Genomic DNA, 22,974 nt, shown 5'->3' with positions numbered 1-22,974 from the left:
CGCCCCGATGGGCCCACCGGAGGGCCTACCGGATCTCGAGGATCTTCTCCCGCATCGCGTACACCACCGCCTCCATCCTGGAGTGCAACTGCAGCTTCTCCAGAATGTTGCGCACATGGTTCTTCACGGTGTTCTCGGAGATGAACAACTCCTTCGCGATGTCGCGGTTGTTCATCCCGGTGGCCACCAGCTTCAGGACCTCCAGCTCCCGATCCGTCAGCCGTGGCGCCGGCACCAACCGCCGCTCGTCCGTCCGCTGGATCATCGACTTGAACTCCGTCAGCAGCTTCGACGCCATCGACGGACTGATCTGCGACTGCCCGTCCGCCACCGCCCGGATCGCCGTCGCGACCTCGTCCGTGGAGATCTCCTTCAGCAGGTACCCGGTGGCCCCCGCCTTGATCGCGTCGTAGAGGTCCGCCTCCTCGTCGCTGATCGTCAGCATGATGATCTTCGCGGAGGGCGCCACCTCCTTGATCGAGGTGCACGCCTCGATCCCGCCGCGCCGCGGCATCCGCACATCCATCAGCACGATGTCCGGCAGCAGATCCGCCGCCTTGTCCACGGCCTCCGCCCCGTCTCCCGCCTCGCCGACGACCTGGATGTCCTCCTCCTGCGCGAGGACGATCTCCAGCCCGCGCCGGAACAGCGCGTGGTCGTCGACCACGAGAACCCGGATCGGCTCTGCCACCCGGTCCTCGTCACGGCAGCCCGCACCGTTGTCATCACGCACCGGCCCGAAGCTGTCCGCCATCGTTCCTCCCCCTGCACCACGGTGCTGAGCTGCTGGGTCAATCCGACGAGAGCGGCCGCCGGCTGACTGCCCGACATGATTCCATGCCCAGGTAACCGAACGGGTGCCGACGGTTACAGGCCGACCCATACAAGCCACCGTTTCGCAGCCATCACCTCACACGAGTGCCCCCGCGCCCGCCTGGGCGAACGCGGGGGCACCACACTGGCACCGCACGGACATCCGGATCCAGCCCGGAATCAGTCCGGAATCAGCGGCTCAGCCTCCGAGCGCGCCACCCGCGCCCGCGCCGTCGAGCTCACCCGAGCTGGAGGCGGCGTCGGAGGCGTTGAGGTGGATCACGCCGTAGTCATAACCGTGGCGCCGGTAGACGACGCTCGGCATCTTGGTGTCGGAATCGACGAACAGATAGAAGTCGTGACCGACCAGTTCCATCTCGTACAGGGCCTGGTCGAGCGACATGGGTGCGGCCGAGTGGGTCTTCTCGCGCACGACGAGCGGGCCGTCGCCCTGCACTTCCAGCGATCCGATCCGGGTGGTCGGAATCGCGTCCGTCTTCTCGCCGTTGACCGGCTCGCCGTTGCCGTTGAGGGTGGCGGCGTTCGGGACCACGTCGGCGACCTCCGCCGCCGAGAGTCGTCCGGCGCCGCGCCGCGTGTAGCGCTTGTCGTGCTGCTTGCGCAGCCGGGCCTCCAGCTTGTCCTGAGCGAGGTCGAGCGCCGCGTACGCGTCGGCGGCGGAAGCCTCGGCACGAATCACCGGGCCCCGCGAACGCAGGGTGATCTCCACGCGGTCGGAACGGTCGGCCTGGCGCGGGTTGTGCTCCTTGGACACCTCGACGTCCAAGCTGATCACCTTCGCGTCGAGCTTCTGGATCCGCTCCGGATTCAGCTTCTCGGCCACGTGCTTGCGGAACCGGTCGGGCACCTCGGTCTTACGGCCCTTGACGACGATGTCCACGCAGAACTCCGTTCCCGGATAGCTCCGCCTCAGGGGCGAAGCGTCTCCCTTTCGCACCAGACCCCGGTGAACACCGGAGCCTCGGACTTGGCGACTTCCACCTCCTCCTCCCCCACCGGCAAGATCTACACCCCACCGACTTCGGAGTCGAGGGACAACCTCTGACACGAAGTTTCCGAATCGTCACGACGCTCGAAACGTGCGCTCCGATGCGCGGGGCCAAGGTTCGCCAATTCCTTACAACCGAACATATCCCTCTATGCCGGTTGTCGGCACCCGCTACCGGAACGTACCTCCGTTCAGGTGGCCGTTCCCTCTTACTACCTGCAACGATGCGCCTTCCCCTCCAGTTCCAAATCTATTCCCAAGTTTTTTGCTCTGTTCGAGTTGCACCGGCGCCGGGACGTACGAAGGAGTCCGCCGGCGCGGCCACCACGGCGGCCGCCAGACCCGCCGCCGAGGCCGCTCCGATCCCGGCCGCGCGCAGCGCCCGCGCCGCCTCCGCCAGGGTGGATCCGGTGGTCACGAGGTCGTCCACCACGACGATCCGGGCCGCCCCCGCCGTCACCCGACCGGCCCCGGGCCGCGCCTCCAGGGCCCCGGCGAGGTTCTCCCGGCGCTGCGCGGCCCCCAGGCCCGCCTGGTCGGCCACCGCCCGCCGCAGCCTCAGTACGGGCGCCACGCGCGCGGGCACCCCCTCCCGCCGCAGCCGCGCCGAGGCGGCCAGGGCGATCCTGCGCGCCGGATCGTGCCCGCGCGCCCGCACCCGGTGCCGCGCGGAGGGCACGGGAACCAGTACGACGTCTCCGCCGCCTGCGCCGCCCGGCCCGCCCGCGCGGACCGCGGCCGCCAGTGCGGCGCCGAGGGCACCGGCCAGCGGCAGCGCGCCACGCTCCTTGTGGGCCAGCACGACGGCCCGTACGGCCTCCCGGTACACGGTGGCCGCATGGACCGCGGGCAGCCCCGCGGGGCACGGAGACGGCCGTACCGGCCCCGCCAAGGCCCCACTGAGCTCCGACCGGCAGGCTCCGCACAGCATCGCCGCGCCGCCGGCCCCGCAGCCGGCGCACCCGACCGGCAGCACCAGCCCGGCCAGCTCACCCGCCAGCCCCCGCCACCACTCCCGCATGCCGACCACTCTGCCGGGCGGGGACAGCCGCCCACCACCCCTGTGGACAACCACGGAAAAGGGCGGGCCGTCGCTTCGTCCGCGGCCGTCAGCCCGGGTAGACCGGAGCCCGTCCGCCGGCCACCACCGTGCGCCACTGCGCCCCCGGCGGCAGCCACACGATGCCGTCCTCCAGGGATTCGGCGACCACCGGCTTCTTCTCGTCCTCGCTCGCGGCGACCGCCACCAGCCCGGTCGCGCCGGGCAGGCCGGCCCCGACCATCGAGCCGTCGGCCAGCATGTAGCGGGCCTGTACGACCCCGCCGCTCTCCCGGCCCACCACCAGCAGCCGGCCCCGCGGCGCCCAGCTCATCGCCGTCACGTCGGCCAGCTGCGGGGCGGCCGCGCGCAGCTCGCGCACCGAGACCGCCGAGGCGTCGCCCTTCCCGTCGGGCCGCTCGATCCGCCCGGTGTACAGGTACTTGCGGCTCTCCCGCTGCACCAGCAGCGCGATCCGCACACCGTCGGGCGAGGCCTTCAGCCCCGTGATCCGCCTGCCGTTCAGCCCGGTCACCTCGACCCGTTCGGCCGGCCCGGCGCCGCCGGGCAGCCGCCACAGCGTCGAGTTCTGCACGTCGGAGTCCGCGACCCACAGGTCGCCCGCCGCGTCCCACGTCGGGGTGGTGAGCCCATTGGGCTTCGTGCCCTTGGCGGTCAGCAGCGCCGGTGGCATCGGCCCGGCGGTGGTCAGGTTGGCCACGTACAGCCCGTGCCCGTCCTCGGAGACGACCGCGGCCCGCTTCTCGTCGTAGGACACGGCGGCGGAGCCCACCTTGAAGGCCGGGTTCGCGGCCAGCGGCCCGGGAGCCGGTGACGGCGGGTCCTGCTGCTCCTCGCTGTTGGGGTCCAGGTTCAACCGCTGCAACCGGTTCTCGGCGTCCACGTAGTACTGGTGTCCGGGCGAGGGCGGCAGGTTGGCGATCACGGCGGCGGCCGCCTCGGACACCTGGCAGCGCGTGGTGCCGTCGGAGCGCACGATGTCGACCCGGTCGACCCGGAAGCCCGTCAGATCCTTGACCGTGTACAGGAGTTGGGTCGCCATCCGCTGGCACTGCGGCTCCGCGACGTCGTCCGCGTTCTTGTTCAGGGGGACGCGGAGCGTGTTCTGACCGTCGATCGAAAGGGACTTGGTGCCCTCCCGCAGCTCCGTACCGGTCGGGAAGCTGGAAGTGACCACCGGCCCGAGCCACTTGGAGGGCCCCGCCAGCAGCGAGGTCACGGTCTGGGTGGTGGGGTCCATCCGGGAATCGGGGTCGCTGCGCTGGCGCACGTAGACGGGGTCGGCGACGAGCGTGGAGCCCGCGAAATAGTACTTGTTGACCGGCCGGTAGATGCGCTGGAAGTCGGACTCGCTCAGCACCAGGCTGCTGGGCGGGGTCGCGATCCGCCACTGGCCGTCCTTCTGCTGGAGCTGGAGGAACTCCTCGTAGGGCTCACCGCCGGTCTCCGGCTGGTACGCGCTGCGCTCGTCCACCGTGGCCAGCATCTTGCCCGCGATCTTGAACCGGGGGATGGCCGCCGGCTCCTTCTCGCCCGGTACGGAGAACCGGTCGAGGCCGGCGGAGAGCACGGTGACGGCCGCTCCGGGCTTCCAGTTCTTCGCCGCGTCGTCCGTGAGGTACTTGCGGGCGGTCTGGAGCTGCGGATCATCGCTGGTCATGGCCTCCAGGAAGCCGTCGACGATCTCCTGCGGGCTGGCCTTGTCGGCCGGCGGCACGCCGAAGACGCGGACCTGGGAGTCGACGCCCTGGGAGGCCTCCACGGGTCGGACCTCGCCGTGGTCGGGCATGGAGGCGCAGCCGGCCAGCAGCAGCCCCGCCGCACCGAAGGCGAGGGCCCTCAGGGCGCCCAGTGCGCCCGGCGTGCGCCGGTGCGACCGGCCCGGCTCAGCGCCCATGCGATCCACCCCGGGCACCCGCGCCGCCCCCTTCGCCTGATCCGCCTGATCCGCCGGTTCCACCGCTGCCACCTTCCCGGTCGGTTGCTCCCCCCGCCCCGCCGGAGCGCGCGTTCGCCGCCCCGCCCCCGGAACCGTGTCCCTGTTCCGCCGGCCGGGTCACGACCCGTGCCCCGCTGCCCGGCAGCGCCGTCGGGTCGGCCGGTACGGGCACCGCGCCCGCGACCGGGGACCTCGGCGGTATCGGCGACCGGTCGCTCCGCCCCGCCTGCTGCGCCTGGCGCCCGGCCGCCGCGGAGCCCTCCGCGGCGCCGGCGGCATCCGCGGCGGCCCTGGCCCGGTTGGCCCGGGAATCCTCGGGCTCCAGCGGGATCGGCGATCCGCGCAGCGGCTCGTCGGCGGTGCGCGGCAGCGTCAGGCGGAACTGCGAGCCGCCGCCGGGCTCGCCCCACGCCTGGAGCCAGCCCCCGTGCAGCCGGGCGTCCTCGACGGCGATGGACAGGCCGAGGCCGGTACCGCCGGTCGTGCGCGCCCGCGCCGGGTCGGCGCGCCAGAAGCGGTTGAAGACCCGGGTGGCCTCGCCGGGCTTGAGCCCGACTCCGTAGTCCCGTACGGCCACGGCGACGGCCCCGCCCGCCGAGGCGAGCCGGACGACCACGTCGCGGCCCTCGCCGTGCTCGACGGCGTTGACGACGAGGTTGCGCAGGACCCGCTCCACGCGCCGGGCGTCGGCCTCGGCTATCACCGGCTGGGTGTCCCCGAGGACGCGGATCCGGGTGTTCTTGTGGTCGGCGAGCGGCTGCGCCCCGTCGATGACCCGGCGCACGACGTCCCGCAGGTCGATCGGCTCCGCCTCCAGGGCCGCGGCGCCCGCGTCGAACCGGCTGATCTCCAGCAGGTCGGCGAGCAGCGACTCGAAGCGGTCGAGCTGCCCGGCGAGGAGCTCGGCGGAGCGCGCGGTGACCGGGTCGAAGTCGGCGCGGGCGTCGTGGATGACGTCCGCCGCCATCCGGACCGTCGTCAGCGGGGTGCGCAGCTCGTGGGAGACGTCCGAGACGAAGCGCCGCTGGAGCCGGGAGAGGTCCTCCAGCTGCTGGATCTTGTTCTGGAGGGTTTGGGCCATCTTGTTGAAGGCCTCGCCCAGACGGGCGATGTCGTCCTCGCCGGTGACCTTCATCCGCTCCTGGAGCCGACCCGCCGAAAGCCGCTCGGCGATCCCCGCGGCCATCCGGACGGGGGTGACGACCTGGCGCACGACCAGCCAGGCGATCCCGCCGAGCAGGACGACGACGAACAGGCCCGCGGTGGCGATGGTGACCTTGACCAGGTTGAGGGACTCCTCCTCCTGGGTGAGCGGGAAGAGGTAGTACAGGTCGTACGGGTCGCCGTTGATGTCCGTGAGCCGCTTGCCGATGACGAGCGCGGGCTCGGGCAGCTTGTCCCCGGCGTCGGTGTAGCGGATCTGCGAGAAGGTCTTGAAGGCGCCGGTCGCGTGGTTGACGTCGCGCCGCAGCCCCAGCGGGACGCTCGCGGTCGGGTCCACGTTGCCGGAGGCACGGGCTCCGCGGACACCGGGGGCGCCCCGGCCGGCCGGCTGTTCCTCGCCGGTTCCGGTGCCGGCGCCCAGCGCCGCCACCTCGAAGGCGCTCTGCCCACCACTGGCGAGCTGTTTGACCAGGGAGTTCATCCAGGTACTGGCGTCCCGGCCGACCTTGTTGTCGGAGGCGTCGGCCACGTCCGCCGTATAGGGCGTGTTGGCCTTCTCCTGTGCGACCGCGAAGCCGCCCGCGGCCTGGCTCTGCGCGGCCTCCTCCTTGGCGTCGAGGAGGCCCTTGCTGACCTGCGCGATGACCACGAACCCGAGGGCGAGGACCACGGCGAGGGAGATCAGCAGGGTGGCGGCGACCACCCGGAGCTGGATGTTGCGCCGCCACAGCCGGACAGCCGGAAGCAGCGGCCGTCGTACGAGGCGTACGAACAGTCGCAGCACGGGGCCGCCGGGCGCTCCGACCGCGTCGAGGCGGAGCTGCCGGCCGCCCCGCAGCGCTCCCCAGCGGGAGCGGCCACGGGGCTTGCCGGGTGTCATGTCAGCTCGGTCCGGCCTTGTAGCCGACCCCGCGCACCGTCACCACGATCTCGGGGCGCTCCGGGTCCTTCTCGACCTTGGAGCGCAGTCGCTGGACGTGCACGTTGACCAGGCGGGTGTCGGCCGCGTGGCGGTAGCCCCAGACCTGCTCCAGCAGCACCTCGCGGGTGAAGACCTGCCAGGGCTTGCGGGCGAGCGCGACCAGCAGGTCGAACTCCAGCGGGGTCAGCGCGATCGAGGCGCCTTCCCGCTTCACCGAGTGCCCCGCCACGTCGATGACCAGGTCACCGATGGTCAGCTGCTCGGGCGCCGGCTCCTCCGAACGGCGCAGGCGGGCCCGGATGCGGGCCACCAGCTCCTTCGGCTTGAACGGCTTGACGATGTAGTCGTCGGCCCCGGACTCCAGGCCCACGACCACGTCCACGGTGTCGCTCTTGGCGGTGAGCATCACGATCGGTACGCCAGACTCGGCGCGGATCAGCCTGCACACCTCTATGCCGTCCCTACCGGGCAGCATGAGGTCGAGCAGCACGAGATCCGGCTTCGCCTCCCGGAAGGCAGCCAGTGCCTTGTCGCCGTCCGCTACGAACGACGGCTCAAAACCTTCTCCACGCAGCACAATGCCGAGCATCTCGGCCAGCGCGGTGTCGTCGTCGACGACAAGGACGCGTCCCTTCATGGTTGACATCATCCCATTAGCTAATCGTTACCCGGCGGTGAGCTGTCCCACAGCCAAAGGGGCTGGAAATCGTCCCTCGGACCTGCGTGGAGATCAGGGCGCCCAGTGTGCCCCGGATCCGGCCCCCAGACGAAGGCGCGAACGTCCGGGATCCGTCCGGTATCCATTCGGGATCCGGGAGGCCCCTGTTCCGTTCGGGACGGCTGGTCCGTTCGAGGTTGTCACATGGCACGATGGCAGCCGGACCAAGCGCCCGCACCCCGCGTGCACGTGAAGGAGCGACGATGAACGACTCTCCGGGCTGGGCTACGCCCGGATCCTCCCCGTCCGACGGTGAGGGCTCCCCCGGTACGCAGCCACCCGCGGGCGGTTCCGGCAGCGATTCCAAGTGGTCCGCCGAGCAGCCACCGCCCGGCCAGTGGTCCAGCCCGACCCCGGGCCACACCCCGCCGAACCCGCAGCAGCCCCCGGCTCCGCAGCCGGGCGCGGGCTGGGGTTCGTACGGCACCGGCCCCCAGAACGGCGGCCCGAACGGCTGGGGCGCGCACACCCAGGCCGTGAAGCCCGGCGTGATCCCGCTGCGGCCGCTCGGCCTGGGCGAGATCCTCGACGGCGCCGTCAGCACCATGCGCAAGCACTGGCGCGCGGTGCTGCCGATCACCCTGATCGTGGCCGTCGTCGTCCAGCTGACCAGCGTGCTCACCCAGAAGTACCTGTTCGCCGACCTCGTCGTGGACGCGTCGGGCAGCGGCACGGGGAAGGAGGAGCTCGAATCCTTCGGCAGCATGATCGGGGTCAGCGCGCTGGACGGCTTCATCCAGCTCGTCGGATCCATCGTGGCCACCGCCATGCTCACCATGATCTTCAGCCGCGCGGTCCTCGGACACGGCTCCTCCATCGGCGCCGCCTGGCGCGAGGCGCGCCCGCAGCTCCTGCGGCTGTTCGGCCTCACCCTCCTCCTGGGCATCGGATCGGCCGTCCTCTTCGGCGTCCTGGTCCTGCCCGGCGCCCTGGCCGGACAGGCCGCCCTCGCCATCCTGGGCGGGTTCGCCGCCCTGGGAGTGATCCTCTGGCTCTGGATCAGGTTCGCCCTGGCCTCCCCCGCCCTGATGCTGGAGCAGACGACGGTCCGCAAGGCCCTCGTCCGCTCCTCGAAGCTGGTCAAGGGCTCCTGGTGGCGGATCTTCGGCATCACCCTGCTGACCGGCATCATCACGACCCTGCTCTCGGCCCTCATCGTCCTCCCCCTCACCGTCATGGGCGCGCTGGTGTTCGGCGGCGGCCTCGACGGCATGGCCGACGGTACGGGGGCGACGAGCTGGGGCTACCTGATCTCCGTGGGCATCGGCGGGGTCATCGCCCTGACGATCACCATGCCGGTCCAGGCGGGCGTCACCGTCCTGCTCTACGTCGACCAGCGCATCCGCCGCGAGGCCCTCGACCTGGAGCTGGCGCGGGCCGCGGGCATCGAGAACTACGGCACCACCACGCCGCCGACCGGAGGCTGACGCGGGAATGAGGAGCACGGGGGGCCTGCTCGCACCACAACCCACGCCACAACCCGGCATCGGCCGCGAGGCCGCCCGCGAGGCGGCCCGCCACGAGCTGTCCAAGCCCGCGTACCACGAGAACGACCCCGGGCTGGTCCAGCGGGCCCTGAACCGCTTCTGGGACTGGGTGGGCGACCTCTTCGACCGCGCCTCCGGCGCGACCCCGGGCGGCGCGCTGGGCCTGCTGGCCATCATCGTGTTCGCCCTCCTGGTCGCCGCCGCCCTGTGGTGGCGCCTGGGCACCCCCGGCCGTACGGCCTCGCGCGCCCCCGGCACCCTCTTCGACGACGGCGTCCGCAGCGCGGCGGACCACCGCGCCACCGCCGAAGCACTGGCCGGCGAGGGCCGCTGGAGCGAAGCCGTCCAGGAGCGCATGCGCGCCGTGGTCCGCTCCCTGGAGGAACGCACCCTCCTCGACCCCCGCCCGGGCCGCACCGCGGACGAGGCGGCCGCCGAAGCCGCCCGCTCCCTCCCGTCCCACGCCACGGCCCTGCGCGCGGCCGCGCGCACCTTCGACGACGTCACCTACGGCGCCCACCCCGCCACCCCCGACATGTACGCGACCCTCACCACCCTGGACCGGGCCCTGTCCCACACCAAGCCCCTCCTGACAGGCCCCACCCCATGACCGACAACACCCCCTCCCCGGGCACCTCGGGCACCGCCACCCCCGGCACGGACCACCCCACGGGAGGCGCCGCCCCCGTGACGCCCGGCCACCCGGCAGCACCCCCGCCGTCCCCGGCCCCCGGCACGCCGGACGCAGCTCTGGACGGCCCGGACGCAGCCCCCGGCCAGAGCCACCCCACCCCAGGCGCAGCCCCCGTGCCTCCCGCCCACCCCGCAGCGACCCCGCCAGGTCCAGGCTCCGGCACCCCAGGCGCAGCCCCCGTGCCTCCCGCCCACCCCGCAGCGACCCCGCCAGGTCCAGGCTCCGGCACGCCGGACGCAGCCCCAACGCCCCCTCCCCACCCGTCGGCGGCCCCGCCAGGCGCAGGCTTCGCCGTGCCGGGCGCAGCCCCCGTGCCCCCCAGCTCCGCGGCAGCACCCCCTCGTGGGGGCGGACCGGGCGCAGCCCCGGGCGCGGGCCGCCCCGCCCCGGGCGCAGCCCCCTCGGCAGCGACCCGCGCCGACGGAGCCCCCGCCCCGGCGGCCGGCGAGGCCGCCGCCCCTCCCCGTACCACCGCCGGAGGCGCATCGCCCCGGGACCTGTGGACCCGCTCCCGCGGGTTCCTCCTCGCGCTCGCTGTGCTCCTCGCCGCCGGGCTGGCCCTCGCCGCCCTCAACTCCGGTGCCCGGCACGGCTACCTCGACCCCCGCTCCGCCGACCCCGCCGGCAGCCGGGCCGTGGCCGAACTCCTCGCGGACCGCGGGGTGACGACCCGTGTCGTCACCACCGCCGCGGAGGCCGCCGACGCCGCCGGACCCGACACGACCCTGCTGGTCACCGACCCCGACCGGCTCGGGGAGACCCAACTCCGCGCCGTCCGTTCCGCGATCGACCTCTCCGGCGGCCGGACCGTCCTGCTCGCGCCGAGCTCCCTCAGCCTCCCCTCGCTGGCCCCCGGCACCCGCACCCCCGGCAACTCCACCGCCCCGGACACGAACCTCGACCCGGGCGGCTCCTGCACCCTCCCCGCCGCCACCACCGCGGGCCGCGCCGCGACGGGCGGCGGCCAGAACTACGCCACCACCACCCCCGGAGCCACCGGCTGCTACCCCGACGCCGGCCACCCCACCCTCCTCGTCCTGCCCACCGGCATCCCCGGCGGCGACACCGTCCTCCTCGGCTCCGAGGACGCCCTCCTCAACAAGAACCTCGCCAAGGAGGGCAACGCCTCCCTCGCGCTCCACCTCCTCGGCTCCCGCCCGCACCTCGTCTGGTACCTGCCGTCCCTCGCCGACAGCGACCCCGACAACGCCGAAGGCACCGGCGAGGAGCGGAACTTCCTCGACCTGATCCCCGCCGGCTGGAGCTGGGCCCTGCTCCAGCTCTTCCTCGCCGCCGCCGTCGCCGCCCTCTGGCGCGCCCGCCGCCTCGGCCCGCTCGTCACAGAACGCCTCCCCGTCCTCGTCCGCGCCTCCGAGGCCACCGAGGGCCGCGCCCGCCTGTACCGCAAGGCCGACGCCCGCGACCGCGCGGCCACCGTGCTGCGCGCCGCCGCCCGCGAACGCCTGGCCGCGCTGGTCGGCGTACCGGCCTCCCAGGCCCACGACCCGGCCTCCCTGGTCCCCGCCGTCGCGGCCCGCCTCACCGCCGGACGGCCCCCGCACGCCCCGGACACCCTGCTCTTCGGCACCACCCCCACCACCGACGCGGCGCTCATCGCGCTCGCCGACCACCTCGACGCCCTCGAAAGGGAGGTCCGCACCTCATGACGGCCACCACGGACAGCGCCCGCTCCGCCCTGGAGGCGCTCCGCACCGAGATCGGAAAGGCCGTGGTCGGCCAGGATTCCGCCGTCACCGGTCTCGTCGTAGCCCTCCTCTGCCGCGGCCACGTCCTCCTCGAAGGCGTCCCCGGCGTCGCGAAGACCCTCCTCGTGCGGGCCCTCGCCGCCTCCCTCGAACTCGACACCAAGCGCGTCCAGTTCACCCCCGACCTGATGCCGAGCGACGTCACCGGCTCCCTCGTCTACGACGCCCGCACCGCGGAGTTCTCCTTCCAGAACGGCCCGGTCTTCACCAATCTCCTCCTCGCCGACGAGATCAACCGCACGCCCCCCAAGACCCAGTCCTCCCTCCTCGAAGCGATGGAGGAGCGCCAGGTCACCGTCGACGGCACGCCCCGCAAGCTCCCGGAGCCGTTCCTCGTCGCCGCCACCATGAACCCGGTCGAGTACGAGGGCACCTACCCCCTCCCCGAGGCCCAGCTCGACCGCTTCCTCCTGAAGCTCACCGTCCCGCTCCCCTCCCGCGAGGACGAGATCGGCGTACTGACCCGCCACGCGGCCGGCTTCAACCCCCGCGACCTGCACTCCGCGGGCATCCGCCCGGTCGCCGGCCCCGCCGAGCTCGACGCCGCCCGCAAGGCCGTCGAAGCCACCAGCGTCTCCCCGGAGATCACCGCGTACGTCGTCGACATCTGCCGCGCCACCCGCGAATCCCCCTCCCTCACCCTCGGCGTCTCCCCGCGCGGCGCCACCGCCCTGCTGGCCACCGCCCGCGCCTGGGCCTGGCTCGTGGGCCGCGACTACGTCACCCCCGACGACGTGAAGGCCCTGGCCCTGCCGACGCTGCGCCACCGCGTCCAACTCCGCCCCGAGGCCGAGATGGAGGGCGTGACGGCCGACGCGGTCATCACCGCGATCCTCACCCACGTCCCCGTACCGCGCTGATGGCGTTCACCGGACGCGCCGCCCTGCTCGCGGCCCTCGGCAGCATCCCCGTCGGCGTCCTCGGACCGAGCTGGACGGGGATGCTGGCGGTCAACGCCCCGCTCGCCCTGGCCTGCGCGGTCGACTACGCCCTCGCCGCCCCGGTCCGCACGCTCCTCCTGGCCCGCTCCGGCGACACCTCCGTCCGCCTCGGCGAGTCCGCGGACGTCCACCTCACCGTCACGAACCCGTCCCCCCGGACCCTCCGCGCCCGGATCCGCGACGCCTGGCCCCCGAGCAGCTGGGTCCCCGGAACGGAAATCGCGGACTCCCGCCACACCCTGACGGTGCCTCCGGGCGAACGCCGCCGCCTCACCACCCGCCTGCGGCCCACCCGCCGCGGCGACCGCCAGGCGTCCCGCGTCACGATCCGCTCGTACGGTCCGCTGGGCCTGCTGGCCCGCCAGGGCCACCACACCGTCCCCTGGACGGTCCGCGTCCTGCCCCCGTTCAGCAGCCGCAAGCACCTCCCCTCCCGCCTCGCGCGCCTGCGCGAACTGGACGGCCGCACCAGCGTCCTGACGCGCGGTGAGGGCACGGAGTTCGACAGCCTGCGCGACTACGTACCCGGCGACGACACCCGTTCCATCGACTGGCGGGCCACCGCCCGCCAGAACAAGGTCGCCGTCCGCACCTGGCGCCCGGAACGCGACCGCCACATCCTGATCTGCCTCGACACCGGCCGCACCGCGGCCGGCCGCGTCGGCGACGCCCCGCGCCTCGACTCGGCGATGGACGCGGCCCTGCTCCTCACCGCCCTGGCCACCCGCGCCGGCGACCGCGTGGACCTCCTGGCCCACGACCGCCGCCTCCGCGCCCAGATCCAGGCCCGCGGCGCCGCCGACACCCTGCCCGCCTTCGTCAACGCGATGGCCACCCTCGAACCGGAACTGGTCGAAACCGACTCCCGCACCCTGGTCTCCACCATCCTGCGCAGCGCCCCGCGCCGCTCCCTGGTGGTCCTCCTCACGAGCCTGGACCAGGCCCCCGTCGAGGAGGGCCTGCTCCCGCACCTCCCCCGCCTCACCCAGCGCCACACGGTCCTCCTCGCCTCGGTCTGCGACCCCCACGTAGCGGAGATGACGAAGTCCCGCGGCACGGTGGAAGCCGTCTACGAAGCCGCCGCGGGCACCCAGTCCCAGGCGGCCCGCCGCCGCACGGCCGAACAGCTCACCCGCCACGGCGTCCACGTGGTCGACGCCACCCCGGACGCCCTGGCCCCGGCCCTGGCCGACGCCTACCTGGCCCTCAAGGCAGCGGGTCGGCTCTAGGTGGTGACCGACTGGCTACGCTGGTCGGGTACCCACCAGGAGGACACCATGGCCGATCTCACCCCGGAGCAGATGCGCCGCATGCACGACTTCGCGGAGCAACTCTCCGAGCTGGCCGAGCACCAGGAAGACCAGTGGAAGGTGCAGACGACCGAAGGTCAGATCTCCCTCACGATGATGAGCCCCACAGCTCCACACGGTCTGAACGTGGTGCGGCTACGCCGTCAGATCGAGGCTCAGACACCCGAGGTCATGGCTCTCAACGACACCAACATGGGTGATCCGGTGACGGGCCTGACCAAGGTCCCCGACCTCATGGTCATCGCCGAGGAAGACACCGACGACACGGCCAAGGTCGTGAACTCCCGCGATGTCCTGATGGTGGTCGAGGTCGTCTCACGCACGAACTCCCTCACCGACATCCGCGACAAGCTCCACGACTATCCGAAGATGGGCGTCCCGCTCTACGTCGTCGTGGACCCCCGCAAGGACAAGAAGACCGCCACGGTGCACAGCGACCCCTCGGAAGGACCTGACGGCATCCGCTACCGAAAGAAGGTCCCGTACTCCTTCGGGGACACCGTCATCGCCGGCCGCTGGACTCTCGACACGAGCGGTCTCAAGAGCTACCCCGCCGACTGGTAGGCCCTAACCAAATCCACATGGACGGGGCCCTGAAAAGTCCCCGTAAACGCAGAAAAGCCCCGTACCAGTTCCCTGGTACGGGGCTCTCTACAATAATTGTTCGGCGGCGTCCTACTCTCCCACAGGGTCCCCCCTGCAGTACCATCGGCGCTGAAAGGCTTAGCTTCCGGGTTCGGAATGTAAACCGGGCGTTTCCCTAACGCTATGACCACCGAAACACTATGAAGTTAACCAACCGGATATGAACACAGTTCGTTACTTCAGAACTAACACAGTGGACGCGAGCAACTGAGGACAAGCCCTCGGCCTATTAGTACCAGTCAGCTCCACCCGTTACCGGGCTTCCACATCTGGCCTATCAACCCAGTCGTCTACTGGGAGCCTTACCCTCTCAAGGAGGTGGGAATACTCATCTTGAAGCAGGCTTCCCGCTTAGATGCTTTCAGCGGTTATCCCTCCCGAACGTAGCCAACCAGCCATGCCCTTGGCAGGACAACTGGCACACCAGAGGTTCGTCCGTCCCGGTCCTCTCGTACTAGGGACAGCCCTTCTCAATATTCCTACGCGCACAGCGGATAGGGACCGAACTGTCTCACGACGTTCTAAACCCAGCTCGCGTACCGCTTTAATGGGCGAACAGCCCAACCCTTGGGACCGACTCCAGCCCCAGGATGCGACGAGCCGACATCGAGGTGCCAAACCATCCCGTCGATATGGACTCTTGGGGAAGATCAGCCTGTTATCCCCGGGGTACCTTTTATCCGTTGAGCGACGGCGCTTCCACAAGCCACCGCCGGATCACTAGTCCCGACTTTCGTCCCTGCTCGACCCGTCGGTCTCACAGTCAAGCTCCCTTGTGCACTTACACTCAACACCTGATTGCCAACCAGGCTGAGGGAACCTTTGGGCGCCTCCGTTACTTTTTGGGAGGCAACCGCCCCAGTTAAACTACCCATCAGACACTGTCCCTGATCCGGATCACGGACCGAGGTTAGACATCCAGCACGACCAGAGTGGTATTTCAACGACGACTCCACAACCACTGGCGTGGCCGCTTCAAAGTCTCCCACCTATCCTACACAAGCCGAACCGAACACCAATATCAAACTATAGTAAAGGTCCCGGGGTCTTTCCGTCCTGCTGCGCGAAACGAGCATCTTTACTCGTAGTGCAATTTCACCGGGCCTATGGTTGAGACAGTCGAGAAGTCGTTACGCCATTCGTGCAGGTCGGAACTTACCCGACAAGGAATTTCGCTACCTTAGGATGGTTATAGTTACCACCGCCGTTTACTGGCGCTTAAGTTCTCAGCTTCGCCACACCGAAATGTGACTAACCGGTCCCCTTAACGTTCCAGCACCGGGCAGGCGTCAGTCCGTATACATCGCCTTACGGCTTCGCACGGACCTGTGTTTTTAGTAAACAGTCGCTTCTCGCTGGTCTCTGCGGCCACCCCCAGCTCACGGAGTAAATCCGATCACCAGTGATGGCCCCCCTTCTCCCGAAGTTACGGGGGCATTTTGCCGAGTTCCTTAACCATAGTTCACCCGAACGCCTCGGTATTCTCTACCTGACCACCTGAGTCGGTTTAGGGTACGGGCCGCCATGAAACTCGCTAGAGGCTTTTCTCGACAGCATAGGATCATCCACTTCACCACAATCGGCTCGGCATCAGGTCTCAGCCTTATATGAGGGACGGATTTGCCTACCCCTCGGCCTACACCCTTACCCCGGGACTACCACCGCCCGGGCTGGACTACCTTCCTGCGTCACCCCATCGCTTACCTACTACAAGTCTGGGTCACCGGCTCCACCACTTTCCTTTCCCCGAAGGGTCCGGAACGGCTTCACGGGCTTAGCATCGCCTGATTCGATATTGGGCGTTTCAAAGCGGGTACCGGAATATCAACCGGTTGTCCATCGACTACGCCTGTCGGCCTCGCCTTAGGTCCCGACTTACCCTGGGCAGATCAGCTTGACCCAGGAACCCTTAGTCAATCGGCGCACACGTTTCTCACGTGTGTATCGCTACTCATGCCTGCATTCTCACTCGTGAACCGTCCACAACTAGCTTCCGCTGCTGCTTCACCCGGCACACGACGCTCCCCTACCCATCACAGCGGGCGTTGGCCCTATTGCTGCAATGACACGACTTCGGCGGTACGCTTGAGCCCCGCTACATTGTCGGCGCGGAATCACTTGACCAGTGAGCTATTACGCACTCTTTCAAGGGTGGCTGCTTCTAAGCCAACCTCCTGGTTGTCTCTGCGACTCCACATCCTTTCCCACTTAGCGTACGCTTAGGGGCCTTAGTCGATGCTCTGGGCTGTTTCCCTCTCGACCATGGAGCTTATCCCCCACAGTCTCACTGCCACGCTCTCACTTACCGGCATTCGGAGTTTGGCTAAGGTCAGTAACCCGGTAGGGCCCATCGCCTATCCAGTGCTCTACCTCCGGCAAGAAACACGTGACGCTGCACCTAAATGCATTTCGGGGAGAACCAGCTATCACGGAGTTTGATTGGCCTTTCACCCCTAACCACAGGTCATCCCCCAGGTTTTCAACCCTGGTGGGTTCGGTCCTCCACGAAGTCTTACCTCCGCTTCAACCTGCCCATGGCTAGATCACTCCGCTTCGGGTCTAGAGCGTGCAACTCAATCGCCCTATTCGGACTCGCTTTCGCTACGGCTTCCCCACACGGGTTAACCTCGCTACACACCGCTAACTCGCAGGCTCATTCTTCAAAAGGCACGCAGTCACGACCGTTATTCCGAAGAATAACGGCGACGCTCCCACGGCTTGTAGGCACACGGTTTCAGGTACTATTTCACTCCGCTCCCGCGGTACTTTTCACCATTCCCTCACGGTACTATCCGCTATCGGTCACCAGGGAATATTTAGGCTTAGCGGGTGGTCCCGCCAGATTCACACGGGATTTCTCGGGCCCCGTGCTACTTGGGAGATTCTTAAGCAAGCCGTTAATGTTTCGTCTACGGGGGTCTTACCCTCTACGCCGGACCTTTCGCATGTCCTTCGACTACATCAACGGTTTCTGACTCGCCGACCGGCCGGCAGACCGATCAAAAGAATTCCCACAACCCCGCATGCGCAACCCCTGCCGGGTATCACACGCATACGGTTTGGCCTCATCCGGTTTCGCTCGCCACTACTCCCGGAATCACGGTTGTTTTCTCTTCCTGCGGGTACTGAGATGTTTCACTTCCCCGCGTTCCCTCCACATGCCCTATGTGTTCAGGCATGGGTGACAGCCCATGACGACTGCCGGGTTTCCCCATTCGGACACCCCCGGATCAAAGCTCAGTTGGCAGCTCCCCGGGGCCTATCGCGGCCTCTCACGTCCTTCATCGGTTCCTGGTGCCAAGGCATCCACCGTGCGCCCTTAAAAACTTGGCCTACAGATGCTCGCGTCCACTGTGTAGTTCTCAAGCAACGACCAGTCACCCATCACCCTCATCCGGAGACGAAGTTCACTGGGGCCGGCATCACGAAGATAAGACCTTCCGGCCGTACCCTCAGATACCCAACAACGTGCCAAGCACGATCCCCCGTCAGTGAGTCACTTTCCACGCCGAAGCAGTACTTGTGATCCATCCAGGAAACCGTGCCAACTAATCAACGTTCCACCCTGAGCTGACCGTGCAGAACGTTTGTCTGCAATCGGTACTGTGCTCCTTAGAAAGGAGGTGATCCAGCCGCACCTTCCGGTACGGCTACCTTGTTACGACTTCGTCCCAATCGCCAGTCCCACCTTCGACAGCTCCCTCCCTTACGGGTTGGGCCACCGGCTTCGGGTGTTACCGACTTTCGTGACGTGACGGGCGGTGTGTACAAGGCCCGGGAACGTATTCACCGCAGCAATGCTGATCTGCGATTACTAGCAACTCCGACTTCATGGGGTCGAGTTGCAGACCCCAATCCGAACTGAGACCGGCTTTTTGAGATTCGCTCCACCTCACGGTATCGCAGCTCATTGTACCGGCCATTGTAGCACGTGTGCAGCCCAAGACATAAGGGGCATGATGACTTGACGTCGTCCCCACCTTCCTCCGAGTTGACCCCGGCGGTCTCCTGTGAGTCCCCATCACCCCGAAGGGCATGCTGGCAACACAGGACAAGGGTTGCGCTCGTTGCGGGACTTAACCCAACATCTCACGACACGAGCTGACGACAGCCATGCACCACCTGTATACCGACCACAAGGGGGGCACTATCTCTAATGCTTTCCGGTATATGTCAAGCCTTGGTAAGGTTCTTCGCGTTGCGTCGAATTAAGCCACATGCTCCGCTGCTTGTGCGGGCCCCCGTCAATTCCTTTGAGTTTTAGCCTTGCGGCCGTACTCCCCAGGCGGGGAACTTAATGCGTTAGCTGCGGCACCGACGACGTGGAATGTCGCCAACACCTAGTTCCCAACGTTTACGGCGTGGACTACCAGGGTATCTAATCCTGTTCGCTCCCCACGCTTTCGCTCCTCAGCGTCAGTAATGGCCCAGAGATCCGCCTTCGCCACCGGTGTTCCTCCTGATATCTGCGCATTTCACCGCTACACCAGGAATTCCGATCTCCCCTACCACACTCTAGCTAGCCCGTATCGAATGCAGACCCGAGGTTAAGCCTCGGGCTTTCACATCCGACGTGACAAGCCGCCTACGAGCTCTTTACGCCCAATAATTCCGGACAACGCTTGCGCCCTACGTATTACCGCGGCTGCTGGCACGTAGTTAGCCGGCGCTTCTTCTGCAGGTACCGTCACTTTCGCTTCTTCCCTGCTGAAAGAGGTTTACAACCCGAAGGCCGTCATCCCTCACGCGGCGTCGCTGCATCAGGCTTTCGCCCATTGTGCAATATTCCCCACTGCTGCCTCCCGTAGGAGTCTGGGCCGTGTCTCAGTCCCAGTGTGGCCGGTCGCCCTCTCAGGCCGGCTACCCGTCGTCGCCTTGGTGGGCCATTACCCCACCAACAAGCTGATAGGCCGCGGGCTCATCCTTCACCGCCGGAGCTTTTAACCCCCGCCCATGCAGGCAGGAGTGTTATCCGGTATTAGACCCCGTTTCCAGGGCTTGTCCCAGAGTGAAGGGCAGATTGCCCACGTGTTACTCACCCGTTCGCCACTAATCCACCCCGAAGGGCTTCATCGTTCGACTTGCATGTGTTAAGCACGCCGCCAGCGTTCGTCCTGAGCCAGGATCAAACTCTCCATGAATGTTTACCCGTAATCGGGTGCACACGCACTTAGAGCGGGACAGTCATGTCGGAATAAGACCGACCGTCCACTGCGTCCTCGCTGTGTAATTGCCTGCAAGCATCACGGCAGAACCGCGACCTCACAGGTCTTTTTCAAAGGAACCTCATCCATCGAAATGGACGGGGTATCAACTTTTTGGCGTTGATTTTTGGCACGCTGTTGAGTTCTCAAGGAACGGACGCTTCCTTTGTACTCACCCTCTCGGGCTTTCCTCCGGGCTTTCGTTCTGTTCTTGCGTTTCAGACTCTATCAGAGTCTGTCTCGCTTGTTTTTCGCCTTCCAGGTCATCCGCTTTCGCGTTTCCCTTTCCGGCGATTCCGACTCTATCAGAAGTTTTCCACCGGATTTCCCGGCTTCAGTTTCCTGAATGAAGAGTTGGATGTGCCCGCTCGGAATTCAATTCCTGGGGGGCGAGAAAGACTTTAAACCATCGCTGCCGAACTTGTCCAGTTCGAGGCAACCGTTCGAATCTACCTCCCCACAGCCACCGTGTCAACAGTGTTTGCGGGACGACGAGGAGACTAGCAGCTCAGCAGGCCCGGACGCACATCAGGCCGCGGTGGGGAGCGTCGCCGTCTGGTCGGCCTGCTCCACGTCGCCCGTGTCGCCGGCTCGGGCCGCGCGGCCGCCCAGGACGTAGACGTAGAGCAGGAAGGCCGCCTCGGCGGCCACGCCGATGCCGATGCGGGCCCAGGTGGGCAGGCCGGAGGGGGTGACGAAGCCTTCGATCAGGCCCGAGAGGAAGAGCACCGCCGCCAGGCCGATGGCCATGCCGAGGGCGGCGCGGCCCTGTTCGGCGAGGGCCACGCGGCGGGTGCGGTGACCCGGGTCGATGACCGTCCAGCCCAGGCGCAGGCCCGTACCGGCGGCGACGAAGACGGCGGTCAGTTCGAGCAGGCCGTGCGGGAGGATCAGGCCGAGGAAGACGTCGAGGCGGTCGGCCGAGGACATCAGGCCGATGCCGACGCCCAGGTTGAGCATGTTCTGCCACAGGATGTACAGGACCGGCAGGCCCAGGAAGCCGCCCAGGACCAGGCAGATCGCGGCGGCCTGGGCGTTGTTCGTCCAGACCTGGGCCGCGAAGGAGGCCGCAGGGTGGCTGGAGTAGTACGTCTCGTACCCGCCGCCCGGCTTCGTCATCGCCTTCAGGTCGTCCGGAGCCCCGATCGCGCTCTGGATCTCCGGGTGGGTGGCTATCCACCAGCCGACGAGCACGCCCACGGCCGTGGAGATCAGAGCCGTGGGTATCCACCAGCGGCGGCTGAGGTAGACGGCCGCCGGGAAGCCCGACGTGAAGAACCGGGCCGCGTCGCGCCAGCCGGACCGGCGGGTGCCCGTCACCGTGGCGCGGGCGCGGGCGACGAGCTGGGTCAGGCGGCCCGTGAGCATCGGGTCGGGGGTGCTGGACTGGACGAGGGAGAGGTGGGTGGCCGTGCGCTGGTAGAGCGCGACGAGCTCGTCGGCCTCGGCTCCCGTGAGGCGGCGGCCCCGGCCCAGGAGCTGTTCGAGGCGGGCCCACTCGGCCTGGTGGGCCGCAACGAAGACGTCGAGATCCATGCGGTTGGCGCTCCCCTGCCCCTGGTCCCTACCGGTTTCTCCTACTGCTTGCCTCGTCAGCTTGGCAGACTGGAGGCCGATGGGGCGGGGCAGGTCACGTGAAGGGTGTGCGTCGGTGAGCGATCTGGTGACGGGGGACGCGGTCGTCCTGGGGCTGCGACCGGCGAGGCTGCCGAGCCGGGCGCTGGCGATCCTGCTGGACCTGCTCGTGTACGTCGCCGGGTACCTGCTCATTTCCATCGGGCTCGTGCTGGCCACCGCGTCGATGGACGGGGCGGCCCGGGCGGCCGTGTCCGTGGCCTCGTTCGTCCTCGTCCTGGTCGGCGTGCCGATCGCGGTGGAGACGCTGAGCCACGGGCGCTCGCTGGGCAAGCTCGCGTGCGGGCTGCGCGTGGTGCGTGACGACGGCGGGCCGATCCGCTTCCGGCACGCGCTGGTGCGCGGGGCCTTCGGGGTCTTCGAACTGCTGATGACCTTCGGGTCGGTGGCGTGCATCGCCTCGCTGTTCTCCGAGCGGGGAAGGCGGCTCGGGGACGTGTTCGCGGGGACGCTGGTCATCCGGGAGCGGGTGCCGGGGGCGCGGGTGATGCCGGTGCCTCCGCCGCCGCCGTGGCTGGCCGGGCGGTTCGGCGGGCTGGACCTGTCCGCGGTGCCCGACGGGCTGTGGCTGGCGATCCGGCAGTACCTGACGCGCATGAACCAGCTGGATCCGCAGGTGGGTGCCTCGATGGCGGCCCGGCTCGCGGACGATCTGGTGGCGCGTACGGGGGCTCCGCCGCCCGTCGGGGTGCCGGCCGCCGCCTTCCTGATGGCCGTGGTCCACGAACGGCAGTCGCGGGACGCCGCGCGGGCCTTCCGGCAGCAGCCGGCTCCCGGGGCCGCTCCCGTGCCGTACGGGCAGCACGCGCCGGTGGTGATGCCGGCCGTGGTCGCGCCGGCGGTGGTTCCCGTCGCCGCTCCGGTGGCTCCGGTGGCGCCCGTACCCGTACCCGTACCCGAGCCGCCCAGGGCGACCGGGTTCGCGCCGCCCGCCTAGCCGAGCGGTGCGTCGGTGAAGGCCGACGGCGGGGTCTCCAGGTGTTCGAGTTCGATGCCGGGGGCCGAGAGGACCACGTCGCCGGCGATGTGGACCGTGTGCACCTCGCCGGTGTCCAGGGCCGTGACCCGGTACTCGTCCACCAGGAGCGGGCCGCTGTCCGTGGGGTGCTCGGCGCGGTCGAGGAGCGCCCAGGCCTGGTCGGTCGTACGGGCCGCCAGGACGGGGTCGGTCAGGGCGACCAGGCGGACGCGGGTGGCGGGACCGCCGGGGGTCAGGCGCAGCAGCCGGGCCGTGGCGACGAGGAAGGCCGGGGAGGTACCGGTGAAGCCGGCGGCCCCGGGGACGTTGCCCTCGGTGGCTTCGGCTCCGGCGGGGTCGGTGCGCACCCAGGTGATCCCGTCGATGGCGGCGCCGCGGACCTGCCAGCTGGAGGCGTTGACCTCCAGGCGGATGGGGCGGCCCAGTTCGTCGACGGCCAGGTCGACGGAGCCGCGGTGCGCGCCGTCGGGCGCCGTGAGCTGGGAGACGTAGCGCCAGCCGGAGGGGCCCGGGGCGCAGTGGAAGTGCTCCTCGCCGAGGGGGGTGTGGTCGTGCGGGTCGTGCAGCGCGTAGCGGCCTCGGGGCATGGGGCGTCTTCCTGGGTTCGGGCGGGTACGGGGCAGGCCCCCGGCACGGATGCCGGGGGCCTGACGCGTGGTGCTGCGGGGGTGCCGCGTGGGTGCCGCTG

Annotated in this window: 15 protein-coding genes and 3 rRNA genes; 7 read left to right on the top strand and 11 right to left on the bottom strand. The window is 69.0% G+C overall.

Features of this window, described 5'->3' with window-relative positions; translation table 11 throughout:
• Nucleotides 1-25: 25 nt before the first annotated feature.
• From OG730_RS25725 to mtrA, 6 genes are all read right to left on the bottom strand, one after another.
• Nucleotides 26-754 carry a response regulator gene (locus OG730_RS25725; RefSeq protein WP_266878018.1) on the bottom strand — a complete coding sequence of 243 codons (729 nt, stop codon included), beginning with the start codon at nucleotides 752-754 and terminating at the stop codon, nucleotides 26-28.
• Nucleotides 755-1,012: 258 nt separating this feature from the next.
• Nucleotides 1,013-1,714, bottom strand: coding sequence for a ribosome hibernation-promoting factor, HPF/YfiA family (hpf, locus tag OG730_RS25720; protein ID WP_389434907.1), 702 nt, complete (start codon nucleotides 1,712-1,714; stop codon nucleotides 1,013-1,015).
• 358 nt (nucleotides 1,715-2,072) lie between these two features.
• Nucleotides 2,073-2,843 carry a ComF family protein gene (locus OG730_RS25715; protein WP_327306459.1) on the bottom strand — a complete coding sequence of 257 codons (771 nt, stop codon included), beginning with the start codon at nucleotides 2,841-2,843 and terminating at the stop codon, nucleotides 2,073-2,075.
• Between the two features lie 88 nt (nucleotides 2,844-2,931).
• On the bottom strand, nucleotides 2,932-4,779 hold the full coding sequence (locus OG730_RS25710; RefSeq protein WP_327306458.1) for an LpqB family beta-propeller domain-containing protein: 1,848 nt from the start codon (nucleotides 4,777-4,779) through the stop codon (nucleotides 2,932-2,934).
• Nucleotides 4,769-6,865, bottom strand: coding sequence for an MtrAB system histidine kinase MtrB (gene mtrB, locus OG730_RS25705; protein ID WP_327306457.1), 2,097 nt, complete (start codon nucleotides 6,863-6,865; stop codon nucleotides 4,769-4,771). The genes OG730_RS25710 and mtrB overlap by 11 nt, the downstream gene beginning before the upstream one ends.
• Before the next feature lies 1 nt (nucleotide 6,866).
• Entirely contained in the window at nucleotides 6,867-7,556 is a 690-nt protein-coding gene (mtrA, locus tag OG730_RS25700; protein WP_274552971.1) for a two-component system response regulator MtrA, read from the bottom strand.
• 272 nt (nucleotides 7,557-7,828) lie between these two features.
• On the opposite strand from mtrA, the gene OG730_RS25695 reads away from it, so the two are divergent.
• From OG730_RS25695 to OG730_RS25670, 6 genes are all read left to right on the top strand, one after another.
• Entirely contained in the window at nucleotides 7,829-9,052 is a 1,224-nt protein-coding gene (locus tag OG730_RS25695; protein ID WP_327306456.1) for a glycerophosphoryl diester phosphodiesterase membrane domain-containing protein, read from the top strand.
• A 7-nt stretch (nucleotides 9,053-9,059) separates the two neighbouring features.
• The gene (locus tag OG730_RS25690; RefSeq protein ID WP_327306455.1) at nucleotides 9,060-9,722 is read left to right on the top strand and encodes a DUF4129 domain-containing protein; all 663 of its coding nucleotides are present in this window, start codon (nucleotides 9,060-9,062) and stop codon (nucleotides 9,720-9,722) included.
• A 395-nt stretch (nucleotides 9,723-10,117) separates the two neighbouring features.
• Nucleotides 10,118-11,473, top strand: a complete 1,356-nt coding sequence (locus OG730_RS25685) for a DUF4350 domain-containing protein (RefSeq protein ID WP_442815014.1) — start codon at nucleotides 10,118-10,120, stop codon at nucleotides 11,471-11,473.
• Entirely contained in the window at nucleotides 11,470-12,432 is a 963-nt protein-coding gene (locus tag OG730_RS25680) for an AAA family ATPase (protein WP_243337432.1), read from the top strand. The genes OG730_RS25685 and OG730_RS25680 overlap by 4 nt, the downstream gene beginning before the upstream one ends.
• Nucleotides 12,432-13,742 carry a DUF58 domain-containing protein gene (locus OG730_RS25675; RefSeq protein WP_327306454.1) on the top strand — a complete coding sequence of 437 codons (1,311 nt, stop codon included), beginning with the start codon at nucleotides 12,432-12,434 and terminating at the stop codon, nucleotides 13,740-13,742. Before OG730_RS25680 ends, OG730_RS25675 begins: the two co-directional genes overlap by 1 nt.
• 48 nt (nucleotides 13,743-13,790) lie before the next feature.
• Nucleotides 13,791-14,387 carry a Uma2 family endonuclease gene (locus OG730_RS25670; protein WP_327306453.1) on the top strand — a complete coding sequence of 199 codons (597 nt, stop codon included), beginning with the start codon at nucleotides 13,791-13,793 and terminating at the stop codon, nucleotides 14,385-14,387.
• A 98-nt stretch (nucleotides 14,388-14,485) separates the two neighbouring features.
• Here the strand turns inward: OG730_RS25670 and rrf are convergent.
• From rrf to OG730_RS25650, 4 genes are all read right to left on the bottom strand, one after another.
• Nucleotides 14,486-14,603 (bottom strand): 5S ribosomal RNA (rrf, locus tag OG730_RS25665).
• Nucleotides 14,604-14,677: 74 nt separating this feature from the next.
• Nucleotides 14,678-17,801, bottom strand: a 23S ribosomal RNA gene (locus tag OG730_RS25660).
• Nucleotides 17,802-18,084: 283 nt separating this feature from the next.
• Nucleotides 18,085-19,609: ribosomal RNA gene (locus OG730_RS25655) — 16S ribosomal RNA — on the bottom strand.
• Together the 16S, 23S and 5S rRNA genes form the textbook arrangement of a ribosomal RNA operon.
• 591 nt (nucleotides 19,610-20,200) lie before the next feature.
• A complete protein-coding gene (locus tag OG730_RS25650) occupies nucleotides 20,201-21,208 on the bottom strand; it encodes a stage II sporulation protein M (protein ID WP_327306452.1) in 1,008 nt (335 codons plus the stop codon).
• Between the two features lie 115 nt (nucleotides 21,209-21,323).
• Between OG730_RS25650 and OG730_RS25645 the strand changes: the two genes are divergently transcribed.
• Nucleotides 21,324-22,244: an RDD family protein gene (locus OG730_RS25645; RefSeq protein WP_327306451.1), complete on the top strand. Its 921-nt coding sequence runs from the start codon at nucleotides 21,324-21,326 to the stop codon at nucleotides 22,242-22,244.
• On the opposite strand, the gene OG730_RS25640 is transcribed toward OG730_RS25645, so the two are convergent.
• Nucleotides 22,241-22,873: a hypothetical protein gene (locus OG730_RS25640; protein ID WP_327306450.1), complete on the bottom strand. Its 633-nt coding sequence runs from the start codon at nucleotides 22,871-22,873 to the stop codon at nucleotides 22,241-22,243. The two genes, OG730_RS25645 and OG730_RS25640, sit on opposite strands and share 4 nt — an antisense overlap.
• Nucleotides 22,874-22,974 lie beyond the last annotated feature (101 nt).

This window comes from Streptomyces sp. NBC_01298, assembly GCF_035978755.1.
GTDB lineage: Bacteria > Actinomycetota > Actinomycetes > Streptomycetales > Streptomycetaceae > Streptomyces.
Note: the sequence above shows the minus strand (reverse complement) of the source record. Positions and strands in the feature narration are given on the sequence as shown.